This window comes from uncultured Nostoc sp. (assembly GCF_964247315.1).
Classification (GTDB): domain Bacteria; phylum Cyanobacteriota; class Cyanobacteriia; order Cyanobacteriales; family Nostocaceae; genus Nostoc.
In genome coordinates this window covers 44,914-62,468 of record NZ_CAXTTT010000030.1, presented here as the reverse complement: position 1 = coordinate 62,468, position 17,555 = coordinate 44,914, and the positions used below count along the sequence as shown (strand labels likewise).

The 17,555-nt window shown below is 44.0% G+C and carries 7 protein-coding genes and 2 pseudogenes; 5 read left to right on the top strand and 4 right to left on the bottom strand.

From position 1 onward, the window contains the following. The first annotated feature begins 137 nt into the window (after positions 1–137). The 4 genes and pseudogenes from glyQ to ACFE93_RS11600 all read left to right on the top strand — a co-directional run bounded on the left by glyQ (position 138) and on the right by ACFE93_RS11600 (position 5,776). Entirely contained in the window at positions 138–1,037 is a 900-nt protein-coding gene (glyQ, locus tag ACFE93_RS11615) for a glycine--tRNA ligase subunit alpha (protein ID WP_375473433.1), read from the top strand. Positions 1,038–1,542: 505 nt separating this feature from the next. Next, the gene (locus ACFE93_RS11610; protein ID WP_375473432.1) at positions 1,543–3,897 is read left to right on the top strand and encodes a ComEC/Rec2 family competence protein; all 2,355 of its coding nucleotides are present in this window, start codon (positions 1,543–1,545) and stop codon (positions 3,895–3,897) included. A 45-nt stretch (positions 3,898–3,942) separates the two neighbouring features. Then, positions 3,943–4,413: pseudogene (locus ACFE93_RS11605) on the top strand (NADAR family protein). A 262-nt stretch (positions 4,414–4,675) separates the two neighbouring features. Then, positions 4,676–5,776, top strand: a complete 1,101-nt coding sequence (locus ACFE93_RS11600; RefSeq protein ID WP_375473431.1) for a tetratricopeptide repeat protein — start codon at positions 4,676–4,678, stop codon at positions 5,774–5,776. Between the two features lie 27 nt (positions 5,777–5,803). Here the strand turns inward: ACFE93_RS11600 and ACFE93_RS11595 are convergent. After that, positions 5,804–6,513, bottom strand: a pseudogene (locus ACFE93_RS11595) (phosphoribosyltransferase). Between the two features lie 191 nt (positions 6,514–6,704). On the opposite strand from ACFE93_RS11595, the gene ACFE93_RS11590 reads away from it, so the two are divergent. After that, on the top strand, positions 6,705–7,385 hold the full coding sequence (locus ACFE93_RS11590) for a uracil-DNA glycosylase family protein (protein ID WP_375473430.1): 681 nt from the start codon (positions 6,705–6,707) through the stop codon (positions 7,383–7,385). Between the two features lie 300 nt (positions 7,386–7,685). Here the strand turns inward: ACFE93_RS11590 and ACFE93_RS11585 are convergent, their stop codons facing one another. From ACFE93_RS11585 to rpoB, 3 genes are all read right to left on the bottom strand, one after another. Further along, complete coding sequence (locus tag ACFE93_RS11585) at positions 7,686–11,732, bottom strand: DNA-directed RNA polymerase subunit beta'' (RefSeq protein WP_375473429.1); 4,047 nt, start codon at positions 11,730–11,732, stop codon at positions 7,686–7,688. 95 nt (positions 11,733–11,827) lie between these two features. Beyond that, positions 11,828–13,705, bottom strand: a complete 1,878-nt coding sequence (locus ACFE93_RS11580; protein ID WP_334817026.1) for a DNA-directed RNA polymerase subunit gamma — start codon at positions 13,703–13,705, stop codon at positions 11,828–11,830. Between the two features lie 137 nt (positions 13,706–13,842). After that, complete coding sequence (rpoB, locus tag ACFE93_RS11575) at positions 13,843–17,142, bottom strand: DNA-directed RNA polymerase subunit beta (RefSeq protein WP_322674423.1); 3,300 nt, start codon at positions 17,140–17,142, stop codon at positions 13,843–13,845. Positions 17,143–17,555: the final 413 nt, after the last annotated feature.

Sequence of the window (17,555 nt, the reverse complement as noted above, 5' to 3'; positions counted from 1 at the left end):
AGCGAACCCAACTCCTTGTGTCAACTATTTTTCCCAAAATAATTTTGGACTGTTTTTCTGTCTCCTGAAACTGCCCACAGTGCCGGGTTCTAGGCAACAATGGTTTATGCACTGTGTTGACTAAGGATGGAACAAGCGTGAATTTTCAGTCGGTAATAAGTTTATTGCATCATTTCTGGGGCAATCGCGGTTGTCTTATTGCCCAGCCCTACGATATTGAAAAGGGAGCTGGTACTAAGAATCCCCAGACTTTTTTAAGAGCATTGGGGCCGGAACCTTGGGCTGTTGCTTACGTTGAGCCTTGTCGTCGTCCTACTGATGGACGCTACGGCGAAAATCCCAACCGTTTCCAACACTATTATCAGTACCAAGTTCTGATTAAGCCATCACCAGATAATATTCAGGAGATTTATCTTGATTCGTTAAGAGCTTTAGGTATTCGTCCTCAAGACCACGATATTCGATTTGTAGAGGATAACTGGGAAGATGCAACTGTGGGAGCTTGGGGTACTGGGTGGGAAGTATGGTTAGATGGGATGGAAGTTACTCAATTTACTTACTTCCAACAGTGTGGAGGAATTGATTGCCGTCCCGTGTCGATTGAGATTACTTATGGGTTAGAGCGGCTGACAATGTATCTTCAGCAAGTAGAAGCACTTACAAAGATCCAGTGGACAGACAGCATTACTTATGGTGATGTTTTCCTTCAGGGAGAGATTGAGCAGTGTACATACAACTTTGAAGCGTCAAATCCTGAGTTGCTACTGACACTATTTAATTTGTATGAGCAGGAAGCTACCCAATTGACGGAGCGAGGATTGGTCTTGCCCAGCTTAGATTATGTAATGAAGTGTTCGCACACATTCAATCTATTAGATGCTAGAGGTGTGATTTCGGTGACAGAGAGAACTCGCTATATTGCCAGGATTCGGCATTTGGCTAGGAAGGTAGCTCATTTATATGTTGAGCAAAGGGAGAAGTTGGGTTTTCCATTGCTCAAAGATACTGTGGGTTCTACAGGAAGCCCAATATCCTAAAGGGTGCGGCTACAGACAAACTAAGTACAGTTTTGTGTAAAATAATAGCGTTTTTAAAGCCAGGGAATGCAAAGTAAAGGCAAAGTACGCAGAGTTGTGGCAAATTTAATTCACTACGATTTTGTGTTTTGTTTATCCTTGTGGTGCTGAGGTTTAAGCTAGGTATATTTTTTTTGATGTTGCTTTTGCTAAAGGACAGAAATACAGTTAAATATTGAATCTAGAACATTAAAGCTACAAGGATAAGGCCCGCTTGTGCGGGCTTTGTTTATATAAACTTGATGGACTATACTCACCACAAGCATAAAAACTTTTCACTGTTGCTGATTTAAAAAAATAAAAAGCTCACGCAGAAGTGCTCCAAGCACAGATAATAAAAATTTGGAATATTTTGTTTTTGAATTTCATAACTAAATTCAGCAACGCCGATTTTTCTTTATTGCTGCCCTATTTATATTTAAACCATCTGCAAATTCTGATTTCCAGGTGCTTTTACTAAAATCTTATGATTCAAACCAGTGGTGTCATTATTTGTCTTGGCTACATTTTTGGATTGCTGTTTACAGCAGTTCCTTGGGGTGGTGTGGGGATTTTGGTTCTGGGGATAGTGGGAGCAATTCTTTTTAGAAGACGCACCACACTACAGCAATTTGCTCAGAAACCAGAAAATGCTGGAAGCAAAAATAAGGCAGTGCCTAATACTTGGCAAACTACTCCCCATCCTCGAATATGGTTAGCTGCTGGCTTGGTGGGATTATTGGCAACTCTATATTTTCAATGGCGAATCCCACAACCGGGTGCAAAAGATATTAGTCAGTTTGTCCCACCTGGAAATAGCAGTAATCAAGAACAACTTGTGATTGTACGCGGCGAAGTGGCGAGTAATCCGCGTTTAACTCGCAGTCAGCGAGGACAATTTTGGCTGGAAACGACTCAGTTAGATGAAGTTAAAAATGATAAAGGTTCAGCAGGTGTCCCACAAGGGGTTACAGGCAAATTGTATGTGACAGTCCCTATACTTCAGGCTACTGGGTTATACCCTAGTCAACAAATTGCTGTGACTGGGATTTTGTACAAACCAAAGGCGGCTTCCAATCCTGGTGGTTTCGATTTTCAGAAGTTTCTCAAGCAGGAAGGAACGTTTGCTGGTTTGATTGGGCGACAGATAAATGTTTTGGAGCGGGAACGTAAATGGGGATGGTGGCAAATTCGGGAGCGAATTGTGCGATCGCAAGTTCGTTGGTTGGGTATTCCTGAAGGGCCTCTTGTCAGCGCAATGGTTTTAGGTAGCAAAGCTGTTGATTTACCCTATGATATCCGTGACTTATTTGTACAAGCCGGATTAGCTCATGCTTTAGCAGCTTCTGGGTTCCAAACTTCTTTGATTTTGAGTGTGATTTTACAGTTAACAAGACGAGCAAGAAAAGGAACGCAATTTACTCTTGGGTTTTTGGCTTTAATTATTTTTCTGAGTTTAACAGGGTTTCAACCTGCGGTTCTCAGAGCTGTAATTATGGGTTTTGCAGCATTAGTTGGTCTTTTATTAAAAAGGAAGGTAAAACAGTTCGGATCGTTACTATTAGCAGCAACTCTACTATTAGTATTTAATCCTTTATGGATTTGGGATTTAGGTTTTCAATTGAGTTTTTTAGCAACACTAGGATTAGTTGTAACAGTACCCGCATTAGTCAATCGCCTAGCATGGCTACCACCTGCGATCGCTGCTTTGATTGCTGTTCCCCTAGCTGCCACTATTTGGACTTTACCCGTGCAACTCTTTGTCTTTGGAGTTGTACCATCTTATAGTCTGTTGTTGAATGTGGTTAGTACTCCATTAATTTCGATCATTAGTATAGGTGGAATCATCAGTGCGTTAGTAGGTTTAGTTTGGCTCGACGCAGGAAGTTTCCTCGCCGGGGTGTTACATTACCCTACTGATTGGCTAATTAAACTAGTGGAATTTTTTAGCAAGTTGCCTGGAAATTCTGTTGCGGTGGGCAGCATATCTACTTGGCAGCTTTTGGCGATTTATATACTAATTATATTGGTCTGGCTAGTGCCTTGGTGGCAAAGACGGTGGTGGTTTGCTAATATGATTGCGATTGTTTTAGTATTTATCCCACTTTGGCATTATAAAAATACATTGTTTAGGATAACTGTCTTAGAATCTGGGACAGAACCAATTGTAGTCGTTCAAGACCGAGGTACTGTAACTGTAATTAACAGTGGTGATGAAGGTACAGGACGTTTTACAATTTTACCGTTTTTACAACAGCAAGGTGTAAATCAAATAAATTGGGCGATCGCAACTGATTTTCAAGGTAATGAAAGTAATGCTTGGTTTGAATTAATGCAGCGTTTACCAATCAATAATTTTTATGAATATTCACCCCAAACAGATAATTCTATTACAACTCAGGCTATTCAACAGGAACTACAAAAACATCAAGGAATTTATCAATCTTTAGCAGTTGGTCAATCTGTGAAAGCTGGTTCGATAGTAGCGCAATTAATCAACGAACAATTACCAATTTTACAATTGCAAATTTTAGATCAAAATTGGTTATTAGTGGGTAATGTTAAATCTAAAGAGGTACAACAACTAGTTAAAAATGGAAGTTTGCCTCGCCCGCAAGTGCTTTGGTGTGCCCCTGAGTCATTGAAAGATTTAGTTATTGCTTTGCAACCACAAGTAGCGATCGCTTCTTCTGCCAACTTCGATCCGAAAACTTTATCTGAACTGAATCAAAGCCAAACTAAACTGTTCTTTACAGGACGAGATGGAGCTATTCAATGGACTCCTAATGGTCAGTTTGAGGCATTTATTGAATCAACAGAAAATAAATCATCTGTTTTATAAAAAATTCCCAAATTTAGGAAATTAAAAAAACTTGTATCAAATTTTATGACAATCTATTTTTATAGTACTCGTGAATAATATGGCTATTTCTCTAACTTTTCGTCCCACAGCTTTGAATTAGATGGATTGTATTGGTCAACTAGCGAACACTACTTTCAAGCACAAAAGTTTGTGGGTACACCTCATGTAGAACAAATCCGCCTAGTTAAAACACCTAAAGATGCGGCAAGAATGGGGCGCGAGAGAACCCGTCCCCTACGTCGAGATTGGGAACAAGTTAAAGACGATATCATGCGGCAAGCTGTGCTATATAAATTTAAAACTCATACAGATATTAGAGATATTTTACTTTCCACGGGAAATGCAGAAATTGTTGAAAACTCGCCTATTGATTTTTATTGGGGTTGCGGAGCCGATGGCAGTGGTAAAAATATGCTAGGAAAAATTTTAATGGAGGTGCGGGATATCCTGCATCATACATACAGGGCAGATATTGATAATAAAACTGTTAAATAATCTTGTAGAAAAGAATTTTTGAATCGAACTACTCCACACGTAGAAAATAGGAAGACATAAAAAATACAGAGGATCGCAAACGCTTTAAGACTGTTATATAGTTATTACTCTTCATGAGTGGAAATCTAAAAACCTCGATTAACGATCGCTATATCAGCTCTCACCTCTTCTAAACTTATGCTGTGATAAAGCAGACTGATGAAAGATGCATCCTGGTTTTGGGAACACTAAATTTAGCACCAGACTTCACAGGAAGGAGTTGATGTCTAAAGGCGAATGGAATAACAGCTCGAAAAATACAGTTCCCCTGGAATTACCCATAACATACCTAAAACCAGTGAAGCGTAATACAATTACCCATGAATTTGACTCTGGTTCACAAGCAGAAATAATACCTCCACAAGAAAGTGATGACCATTTGTCAGAAGCGTCCAAGCTACTAAGGCAAGGAATTCAACAGCAGCAAGGTGGCGAATTAATAACGGCTATGAAGTCTTTACAACAATCCTTGGGGCTGTTTCAGGCAATTGGCGATTTAGAAAAACAGGCACAGGTACTTTCTTTTTTAGGATTGGTAACTTACAGCGCCGGAGACTATAAAGGTGCTATATCTTACTCTCAACAGTGTCTGTCTTTGCTCAATAACACCTCAGATTTAGCATTGCAAATGCAAGCTCTTTCCCATTTAGGCAATGCATACCGTCACCTAAATGACCATAAAAAGGCTATTGAGTTTCTAGAAAAATGTTTGAAAATAACGCAGCAACTGCAAGACAAACGAAGTCAAGTGGCAGCACTCAATAATTTAGGATTGGTGTATAAAGCTTTAGGCAACTTTACACAAGCTATTGAATATCAGCAACAAAGCCTAGAGATTGTGCGGGAACTCAAAGATAATTGGGGCGAAGAACAGGTACTTAAGAATTTAGGTAATGCTTGGTATGCTTTGAACAATTACCCAAAAGCGATCGCTTATTATGAGCAGTGTGTAGTCCTATCACGCTCCTTAAAAAATGTTCGCAGTGCTTCTCAGGTGCTAAAGAATCTAGGCAATGCTTGTTATGCTTTAGGTGATTATACCAAAGCCATTAAGTATTATGAAGATCGGTTGCAATTAGCCAAAGAAATTCAAGACAAGCGTAGTGAGGAACAGTCTTTAAGTAGTTTAGGAGTTGCTTGTGAAGCTTTGGGTGACTATAACAAAGCAATTACATATTATGAAGAACGTTTGCTGTTAGCTAAAAATATCAAAGATCGTCGCAGTGAAGAACAAGCTCTTGCCAGTCTGAAAGTCGCTTGCTACGCTCTTGGTGATTATGCCAAAGCTATGCAATATCAGCAGGGAACATCTTCAAATGGTTAGAAAGTAAGATTGGAAAACAATTCAAAATTACTCGCACAGATCGATTCCCTTCATTGTCTTTTGTTGTTGGAGATATACGAGAGCTTCTAATGTATCTACTTGGGGAATTCGGCGTAAAAATTACTCACACTCTACAAGGGTTGGGGTGTTTCCAGGACTATTGTGCGATCGCCCCACTGTTCTAACCAAGGTAGCAATTTTTGTGGCGCTAATAGAGTACATAGCCAAATTGCTGCTGGACAAAGCGCTTTCATGGCAGTTGCTGCTACCGCTATTGTCATACCTGTAGCAATGCCATCATCAACTAAGATCAGCATAGCATTCTCTGCATTCACCTGCAAACAAGCAGGAATTAATTGAGCCTCAAGAGACTTAGCTTGCTCGATCGCTTTATTTAAAGCCACTTCTCGCCACCGCACATCATGTTTAGAGCGAAATAGCTTTTGATCGACCCAAAGAACATTTCCAGAAGAAGTCACTGCACCAATTGCTAACTCTAGGTTTTCTGGATGGCTAATCTTTTTTGCCACAACAATTGTCAACGGACAATCCAAAAGACGTGCTATTGGTGCTGCTACTGGTACACCTCCTCTTGGCAAAGCATAAACAATTGGTACAGGCTTTACCCCAGAATCAATAGTTTGCTGAGTCAAAACATCATGAAAAACATCATGAATTACTTGCGCCAATAATTCACCTGCATGGGTACGATCGGCGAAAAGTGGGGTATATGACATGGTTTTCCCCAGCATCTTAGGACGGCACTGCTTTTATCATGACTGAATTTTGTCTCAAATTAACTGATACAATAAGATTTGTCTAAATAATTAAGTATTCAGCAAAAGTTAAATGTTCTGATAAATATCCAACCAAAGGGCTATTTAACTCAGATATAACAGCTGGCGCTGATGCTAAAATCCCGATTTTCATGAGCAGCGAAACTCAACTCAGCCTCTTCGACGACTCAACCTTTAATCAACGAGAACTGATTCCTACAGACGTGAAAATTCTGATCGCTCCCGGAACTTATTCTGACATAACGGAGTTGACACAAGATTGCGATCGCTGCCACCGTTGTGCATTGGGAGACACTCGTACTCACGCTGTTGTCGGACGTGGCAATCTCAAAGCACCAATTATGGTTGTGGGAGAAGCTCCGGGTCAAAATGAAGACGAAACGGGTTTACCATTTGTAGGTAGATCGGGACAATTGCTAGAGAAAATTTTGGCATCGGTGAATCTTACTACTGAGCATGATGTATACATCGCCAATATCAATAAATGTCGCCCACCAAATAATAGAGTTCCCACTCCTGTAGAAGTGGCGGCTTGTCTACCCTACCTACTAGAACAAATTCGTTTAGTTGATCCTAAAATAATTCTGTTAACGGGTGCAACTGCTGTCAAAGCTATCACTGGCGATAAGCGGGGGATTACGAAAATTCGCGGACAGTGGCTGGAGTGGGAAGGGCGTTTATGTATGCCAATTTTTCATCCTTCTTACTTGTTGCGTAACCCTTCCAAAGAAAGAGGTATGCCGAAATGGTTGATGTGGCAGGATATCCAGGCAGTGCGTGCTAAGTTAGACGAAATTCAAAATAACAGCTAATGCTTAATTGTCTTGTTCTCAGCCGGAGACTGGGAATACCGTCGTCTTAGAGGCTGCGCTTCCCTTGCTGGCGGCAAAGCCGCCAGGAGCAGCATTTCCAACCAGAGGCTGGAAACGAGGTTTTAAAGGAATTTCAGGTTAACCTCTCCCAACGCATCGGGAAGGATTATGGAGGAGTAAAACTGAAGCTAGCGTGCCCCTTGACAAAGGACACGCTAGCACGGGTGAGGTACTTTGGTTATTGGTAATTGAGCAGACTTGATATTACCTTTTACCTTTTAGACGCGAAATTTCAAGTCTCTATTCGTCGTCGAAATCATCTTCGTCGTCTTCCTCTTCTTCCTCGTAATCGTCGTCGTCTACTACTTCGTCAGCAATTAATTCATCTTCTTCATCTAGAATTGACCTTTCTGCACGTCTGCTACCAAAGCCAGATTCTCCAAGAGTAGGAGAATCTAAATTATAGGTGCGAGCTGTGCGATCGTCTAAGACCATATCTAGGGGATCGTCAACTTCATCTAACACACTACTGGTAATTTCAGCAGCATAGTCATCGATCGCTCCTGGTTCTTCATAAGTATTGTATCCAGTACCAGCCGGAATCAATCGCCCGATAATCACGTTTTCTTTTAATCCGCGCAGCCAGTCAGATTTGCCTTCGATAGCGGCTTCGGTGAGTACCCGTGTTGTCTCTTGGAAGGACGCGGCGGAAATAAAGCTGTCGGTGTTCAACGATGCTTTAGTGATCCCCAACAATACTGGGGTATACTGTGCCCTCGCACCGCCTGTAATTGCCATAGCTTCGTTCACCTGCTCAACTTGGCGCAGTTCCACCAATTCGCCGGGAAGCATTGTGGTGTCACCACCATCATCAATCCTGACTTTGTTGGTCATCTGGCGAACAATCACTTCAATGTGCTTATCGGAAATATCAATCCCTTGAGATTGGTACACCATTTGCACTTCATTCACCAAGAAAGTCTGTACCTTTTGCAAGGCAAGGCTAGCACAAGCATAGATTCCGTCTTCAGAACCCAAGCTAAAGAAGATTTCCAAAATTTCGTGGGGATTGGATGGCCCATCGGTCAACGGTTGTCCCGCTAATACTATTGATCCATCTGGCACAATCAAATTTTGTCCTGGGCCCAGAGGATAATCTGTCACCACACCATTTGATTCTACGACCTTGATGGCGATCGCTTCATCACCATCACCGTAAACTACTTTAACTTCTCCACCCCGCCGACATAAGATGCACGCTTCTTTCGGTTTACGAGCTTCAAGTAGTTCCTCAATTCGGGGCAAACCTTGAATGATATCTCCGGTTTTGGCGCGTTCAAACACCAGCAACACCAAGTTATCACCCCGTTGTACCAAATCGCCGTCTTCTATCTGCAACACAGCACCAGGGCTGACTCGATAAGGGCGACCGATGCGGGTAGTAATAACGTAATTTTTAGTACTTAAAGCTGATTCCTCACCAGATGCAGCAGCGACACTTTTGATATCCACTACTTGCCCTGATTCTTGGGCAAAAACTCCAGGAGCAACTTCTGTACCTTCTACTAGCAAGTCACCCACTTTTACCTTGGGCTGAGTACTAGTATTTGCGATCAGCCTATCAACGTCACGCAACACCAAACAACGACGCACGTTTTCGGCTCCTTTTTGAACACCCCGCACTTCCCCTCCTTCTTTGCATAAGATTTGGGTACGTGCAACTACAGAACCTGGGGCGATGGTTAGCCCATCATGTACCTCAAGTGTAGTCTGGGTGCTACCTTGGGTGGCATCGGCGGTAATGTCTCGACGAATTACCAAAGATTCCAAAATTACCAGTTGCAAACGTTGAACTTCTGGGTCTTCAGTATCTTCTACCAATTCAATATCTGCTGCCAAGGGTGAAGCATTGTGGTCTTGTTCCCCTTCTTGCTCAATTTCCAGCACTAGCTGGGTTCGCAGCAGTTCTACACCTTCAACAGATTTGACGCGTTCTGAATCTTTGTAAGGTAGCCGTTGCACAGCCCGCAATTGAATCGATCGCCCAGTTTGTTGACTTACCGATGTCGTTGATGGCACATCTGGATTATCTGGTACGGCAAACTCAACTACTGGACGACTCAACAGGGCTGGCCCTTCTGGTGTTTCGACATACTGGATATAACGCAATTCCGTGGCGGCGTTGCCTTGGAATTCCTCACCTGGTTGGATAAAGGTGTTATCTCGCCCGATAACTGATTCGGGATCGTCCACCATCAGTAGTTCCCCTGGCTTCACGACCACTTCCCGCAGGATGTCGTTTTTCTGGGTTACTTCTACCACACCACTGTTTTGGCAGAAGATATCCTTCACTACTTCAGTGCCAGCTTCGACAAACTGACCGTCTTCCACCAAAAGTAAGGAGATATCTTTATTAACTTCGTGGCTTTCTTCAGGAATCCATAACAAGGTACCGCCCTGCACGACTTCATAACCCAGCTTGGCTTTGCCTTTTTTCTGGACTTCAACACCCGCGAATTTCAGGAATCCACCAGTGGTTGTGCGATAGCGGTCATCAATTAACTCAGCTACTACTTGACCATTTTGCACTTTTGTGCCTGGTGTCGCCCGGAGGTTAAATACCTGGTTGTTGCCCGTGGAGACTAAGTAGTTATTGCGGCCTTGAGAACTTTGAACAGTCACTGTTGCCTGGTCTAAGACTACAGAAGCGGTGATAATCTCAATTTCCCTGGTACTCTTACCTGGGGTAGCTTCGGGCAACCGCACTACACCACCGTGCAAACTAGTTAATTTGGTTTCTGCTAAAACTCCATTAGAAGCGATCGCATCACCATTTTTCACCACCAATTCTGCACCAGGCGGCAAGTTGTAAACTTCCCCAGACAAAATCCAAATCAAACCACCCCGTGCGGCTGTGGTTGTGGTATTACCTTGACGGTCGGTTTTTTGTTCTGGAACTACTTCGGCAAATTGCACTTCCCCTGCCAAGTCAGAAGCAACATCTTTAACGGCTTTTTCTGTATTAGTCCGAGTTGTGCGTCCACCGAGGGCAACCTCTGCCAACAACTGACCTTGTTTTACCTGATTTCCATCAAATACATATAGTGTTGAACCTTGGGTAAGATGAACCTCTTGGTTGTCTGGAGTAACATCACCTACTTTTGTTGGCTCCAAAAGCATGATGCCATTAGCCTCAACATAGAGGGCATCTTCCCCGTGGCGGGTACGATATGTTCTGGTTTTCAGTTTACGGGGAAGTTTGACAGTCCCATCAATTTTAGAACGAACTTGTTGCGCTACTTCCCCGGTAAACACACCACCTGTGTGGAATGTCCGCATGGTTAACTGAGTACCAGGTTCACCGATACTTTGGGCGGCAATAATCCCCACTGCTTCGCCCAAATCTACCATCTTGGCGTGGGCCAAACTCCAGCCATAGCAGTGTTGACAGACAGAACGTGCAGCTTCACAAGTTAGGGGCGATCGCACTACAACTTCTCCCACCCCAGATTTTTCAATTTTCTTGGCCAAGTCCTCAGAAATCGGGGTATTACGTGCTGCGATCACTTCTTTTGTCACTGGATGCACCACATCTTCGCCAATTACCCGTCCCATTAAGCGAGTTGCTAGAGGAATCAAGGTTTTAGCCCCTTCTGTCATTGGTCGAATGCTAAGACCTCTGGTGGTGCCGCAGTCAAATTCCCGAATAATCACATCCTGGGATACGTCCACCAAACGGCGGGTAAGATAACCAGAGTCAGCTGTTCGTAACGCAGTATCCACCAATCCTTTTCTGGCACCGTAAGACGAAATAATGTATTCCGTCACAGTTAGTCCTTCACGGAAGTTGGTTTTGATGGGCAAATCGATAATTTCCCCTTGAGGATCTGCCATCAGTCCCCGCATCCCCACCAATTGCCGAACTTGAGAGATGTTACCCCGTGCACCGGAGAATGCCATCATGTATACGGAGTTTAGGGGATTGGTCTTCTTGAAGTGAACAACTACTTCATCTTTCAAAGCTTCACTAGTACCGTTCCAGGTATCGATTACCTTTTGGAAGCGTTCTACTTCCGTGATTTCTCCCCGTTGGTAACGGGTTTCAGTGGCGCGAATTTCTTCTTCGGCTGCTTCTAAGAGCAATCGCTTAGTTGGTGGCACCATCAAGTCATCTACACTGATGGAAACCCCTGCTTTGGTAGCGTAGCGAAATCCCAAATCTTTCAGTTTATCCGCCATTACTGCGGTTCGCGCCGTACCATAATACGTAAAGGCCCAAGAAATTAAATTCCTCAATTGACCTTTGTCAACCACGCGATTGCGAAAAATCATTTTTTCGTTAGTCATTAGTCATTAGTCCTGAGTCATCAATAATTAATAATTCGTAGTTTGTAATTCGTAATTAATTCTTCAATTACGAATTACGATTTGGAAATTACGAATTAACTTGCTAGTGCTTCCTGAATAGCATTATTGTAAATAACGCGACCGGGAGTGGTATATATATACTGAGAAAGTACATTGCCTTTAGCGTCTTGTCTGACTCGACGGAACTTATAGAGTAATGTGCGGGTACCATCCTCGTTTTCCGTCACTTTCACGGGTTCTGTATCCGGTTGGTCTGATTCTATTTCACCGTCAAACCGCACATAGATATAGGCGTGCAAGTCAATTTGCTCTTGCTGGAAAGCCATAATTACATCCTCTAGCGAAGAAAAGTACTTTCCTGCGCCTTTTGTCGCACCGGGATTTTCTGCTGTTAAGTAATACGCCCCCAACACCATATCTTGGCTAGGCGTGATAATAGGTTTACCTGTGGCTGGTGACAAAATATTGTTAGAAGCCAACATCAATAACCGTGCTTCAGCCTGACTTTCTAACGACAGCGGGACGTGTACCGCCATTTGGTCACCGTCAAAGTCGGCATTAAATGCTGGACACACCAGAGGATGCAGTTGAATCGCTCTACCTTCTACTAAAATCGGTTCAAAAGACTGAATACCCAAGCGGTGCAACGTTGGTGCCCGATTTAGCATTACAGGGTGTCCTTCAATCACTTCTTCCAGCACATCCCAAACACTGGGATCATTACGTGATATTAGCTTTTTTGCAGCTTTGATATTATTTACCATGCCGCTACGAATCAGGCGGTTAATCACAAATGGTTGGAATAGCTCAATTGCCATTTCTCTAGGCAAACCGCACTGGTGAATTTTCAGCTTTGGCCCAACAACAATTACCGAACGTCCAGAGTAGTCAACCCGTTTACCTAACAAGTTTTGTCGGAAACGTCCTTGCTTACCCTCAATAATGTCGGACAAAGATTTCAGTGGTCGGTTATTTGCCCCTACCACAGTGCGTCCCCGACGACCATTATCAATCAAAGCATCCACTGCTTCTTGCAGCATCCGCTTTTCGTTCCGCACAATAATCTCAGGTGCCAAAATTTCTTGCAAGCGTGCCAAACGATTGTTGCGGTTAATTACCCGCCGATACAAATCATTTAAATCGCTGGTAGCAAACCGTCCTCCATCTAGCTGCACCATTGGGCGCAAGTCGGGGGGAATCACAGGAATAACTGCCATTACCATCCACTCTGGTTTGGAACCAGTGGCGATAAAGTTGTCAATCACCCGTAGTCGCTTAATTAGCTTGGCTCTTTTTTGTCCCTTGGCGTTGCCAATTTCTTCCCGTAGGCTTTCCGCTTCTTGCTCTAAATTAATATCGGCAAGCAAACGCAACAGTGCTTCAGCACCAATACCTACCTCTACGCCTTGCAACTGAGAATCTTCGCTATAAATTTGGTCTTCTATTTCCAACCACTGGTCTTCACTTAGTAGCTGTTTGTAAGTTAAAGTTTCGGCATTACCTGGACTCAGGACAACATAGGAGTTGAAATAAACAATCTGCTCGACATCCCGCAAGGGCATATCCAACAGGATGGAAATATAGCTAGGAATGCCTTTGAGATACCAGACGTGAGCTACTGGTGCGGCGAGTTTAATATAGCCCATGCGGTGGCGACGCACCCGTGACTCGGTGACTTCTACCCCACAGCGCTCACAGACAATGCCTCTGTGACGAACTCTTTTATACTTGCCACAATGGCATTCCCAATCTTTTGCAGGGCCAAAGATGCGCTCACAAAATAAGCCATCCATCTCTGGCTTGAGAGTTCGGTAGTTAATCGTCTCTGGCTTGGTAACTTCACCGACTACTTGACCATTGGGCAATGTTCTTTCACCCCACTGCCGAATGCGTTCAGGGGAAGCCAAGCCGATTTTTACGTAGTCAAACTGATTAGTTTGGGCAGGTCTCATACTTAAGTGCTGAGTTTCGAGTTATGAGTTTTGAGTATATTTAGTTTTAAGGTTTGAATTAAGAGAGATCCAAGTGCTAAATGCCAATTACTGAGTTTTTGAATACTCAGCACTCAGCACTCAGCACTTAGCACTCCTTATTCGTCATCTTCCAGCGATTCGCGAGAAAGAGATTCGTACGTAGGTCGAGGAGGTGTGCGACGGGCTGATTGGTCTGCCATCAAATCGACTTCCACATCTAGGGAACTGCCGTCTGCTTGGGTTTCTACCTTATGTACAGCAATGTCTAATCCCAATGATTGCAACTCGCGCATTAGCACCTTAAAGGATTCTGGAGTTCCAGGCCGAGGAATTGCCTTACCTTTAACGATCGCATTTAACGCTTCATTCCGTCCTTGCATATCGTCAGATTTAACTGTAAGCAATTCCTGTAAGGTATAAGCCGCACCAAAGGCTTCCAATGCCCACACTTCCATTTCTCCAAACCGCTGACCACCTTGTTGTGCTTTACCACCCAAGGGTTGCTGAGTCACGAGTGAGTATGGGCCTGTAGAACGGGCGTGGATCTTATCATCCACCAAATGCACCAGTTTCAGCATATAAGCCACACCGATGGTAATTGCTCGGTCAAAAGGTTCACCTGTACGACCGTCATACACCATGATTTTACCTGGGTTATCTGGGTTATATACCCAGTCTTTGCCTGTTTCGTCTCGTGCTTCTTGCAATTTGCCATGCACAATTCGGCGGGATGACTCTTCACCGTACATTTCATCAAAGGGAGTAATTTTAAATCGTACTCCCAAGGTCTGACCAGCCCAACCCAAGAGGCACTCAAATACTTGTCCGACGTTCATCCGACTGGGTACGCCCAAGGGGTTGAGTACAATGTCCACTGGTGAACCATCGGGCAAATAAGGCATATCTTCCGCTGGTAATATTCGAGAAATAATCCCTTTGTTACCGTGGCGTCCTGCCATTTTGTCGCCAACTTGGATTTTGCGTTTTTGCGCAACATAGACCCGGACTACCATATTGGCTCCTGGTGGCAGTTCATCGCCTTGTTCGCGCGTAAACAAGCGAACATCAACTACGCGACCTTTTTCACCATTTGGCACTCGCAGCGAATTGTCTCGCACATCCCTTGCTTTTTCACCGAAAATGGCACGCAACAGTTTTTCTTCTGGCGGTTGGTCAGATTCACCTTTGGGTGTGACTTTTCCTACCAAGATATCACCAGCTTCTACCCATGCCCCAATGCGAATGATTCCCTGTTCATCCAACTGACGCAAGGCATCTTCCCCGACGTTGGGAATTTCTCTAGTGATTTCTTCTGGTCCGAGTTTGGTTTGTCTCGCTTCAATTTCATATTTTTCAATGTGAATTGAGGTGTAGACATCATCCTGCACCAGTCTTTCAGAGATTAAAATTGCGTCTTCGTAGTTGTAGCCTTCCCAAGGCATATACGCAACAACAATATTTTGTCCTAGCGCCAATTCACCGCCTTCGGTAGAGGAGCCATCAGCCAATACCTGACCTGCAACAACCCGTTCCCCAATGCGGACGAGAGGTTTCTGATTTAAACAGGTGTCTTGGTTAGAACGTTGGTACTTGGAAAGGATGTACTTAATTTCTGGGGTATTAGGTTTAGGACGGACGCGAATTTCTGTAGCATCTACATAAGTGACATCGCCATCGGTGCGCGATACAATCACCATCCCGGAGTCTCTTGCTCCTTGTGCTTCCAAACCAGTACCCACCAAAGGACGCTCTGGCTTGAGCAGGGGTACTGCTTGCCGTTGCATGTTCGATCCCATCAGCGCTCGGTTAGCATCATCATGCTCCAAGAAGGGAATCATGCTGGTTGCTACCGACACAATCTGTACGGGAGATACTGCTACGTAGTCAACCTGTTCTGGTGTTGTGGTGGAAAATTCTTGGCGATAGCGGACTGGCACTTGTGGCCCAATAATGTGCCCTGTTTCATCTACAGGAATATCTCCCGGAGCAACCCGCAGGTCATCTTCTTCATCGGCTGTCATATAGGCTGGAGGCAGATCAAATCTGACTCGCCCATTTTCCACAGGTCTAAATGGTGTTTCTAAGAACCCATACAGGTTAACCCGCGCATGGGTTGCCAAGGAGCCAATCAATCCAGCGTTGGGGCCTTCTGGTGTCTCAATCGGGCAAATGCGTCCATAGTGACTAGGATGAATATCCCGCACTGCAAATCCAGCGCGTTCGCGGGTTAAACCACCAGGGCCAAGGGCACTCAGACGACGTTTGTGGGTCAGTTCTGCTAGAGGATTTGTTTGATCCATGAACTGACTTAACTGGCTCGAACCAAAGAATTCTTTAATTGCTGCTACCAATGGTTTGGGATTCACTAAAGAAGCAGGAGTTAGCACTTCAGCATCAGATACGGTCATCCGTTCCCGAATAATTCTCTCTAGGCGATTTAAGCCTACCCGTACTTGGTTTTGCAGCAATTCACCGACGCTTCTCACCCGCCGATTGCCTAAATGGTCAATGTCGTCGATATTACCAATGTCATATTCCAGGTTGATTAGGTAATCTACGGCTGCCAAAATATCGCCAGGAGTTAACACGCGCATGGTGTCTGGGACAGAAAGGCGCAATTTTTTGTTCAGCTTGTATCGTCCGACGCGACCAAGGTCATAACGTTTCGGGTCAAAGAAACGGGAGTCTAAAAGTTGTTGTCCACCTAATACTGTCGGTGGTTCACCAGGACGCAGTTTCCGATATAACTCCATCAGGGCTTCTTCTTCAGAGAATTGCCCTTCTTTTTCGATGGTTTTCTGGAAATACTCTGGGTGGCGTAAAGCGTCAAAGATTTCGTTGTCTGATAACCCTAAAGCCTTTAGGAGTACTTGCGCTGAGAGTTTGCGGGTTTTGTCGATACGTACCCACACCAAATCGTTACGGTCTGTTTCAAATTTCAGCCATGCTCCCCGGTTGGGAATTAAGCTAGCTGAATAAGTACGTCGCCCGTTTTTGTCGATTTCTGATTTGTAATAAACCCCTGGCGATCGCACTATTTGGTTGACAATTACCCGCTCGGCTCCGTTAATAATAAACGTGCCGCGATCGGTCATCAAAGGCAAATCACCAATGAATACCTCTTGTTCTTTGATTTCCCCGGTTTCTTTATTAATTAGACGTGTGGGAACATACATTTGGACAGCATAGGTACTATCGCGCCGTTTAGCTTCTTCGACACTGTACTTTGGCTCCTTGAGTTTGTAGTTATGACCCAAAAAGTGCAGTTCTAATTTACCCGTATAATCTGTAATAGGACTAAAGGAGTTAAGTTCTTCTATCAGCCCTTCTTCTAAAAACCAGCGAAAGCTTGACCGCTGGATTTCAATCAAATCGGGTAACAGAAAGGCGGGTTCCATATATGTTTCTTTAGTCATGCCTTTACCTTTGTCAACCTGGTTAAATTTTCCCTTGGACACTGCTGTTTGACGCTTCCCACTGCTAGGCCAGTGCCCTTGGCTGTTTGGGAACTTTTTATTACACACTGGTGATTTGCATTTGTGGGCAAACACAGCGATTAAATCTGGCTGGAATGAGCAATTTTCCTTGCGAAAATTGCCCTTAATAGGGACTAAGTAATGGGTACTGGGTACTACTGGCCACTAGGAGAGCATGGGAAAAGTTGCTGAAAGTCTTTCCCCTCTGCATCTCATCCCCAATCGAGCCATTTGCTTTTCCTGTCAAACACGCTACGCATAGCTTGCTTAAGAGTAGGGGCAAAAGTCGGCAAAGCCGCCCAATACGGTGGCTTCCCAATGCCCATTTCAAATAGAATATCCAGTTAAAATAT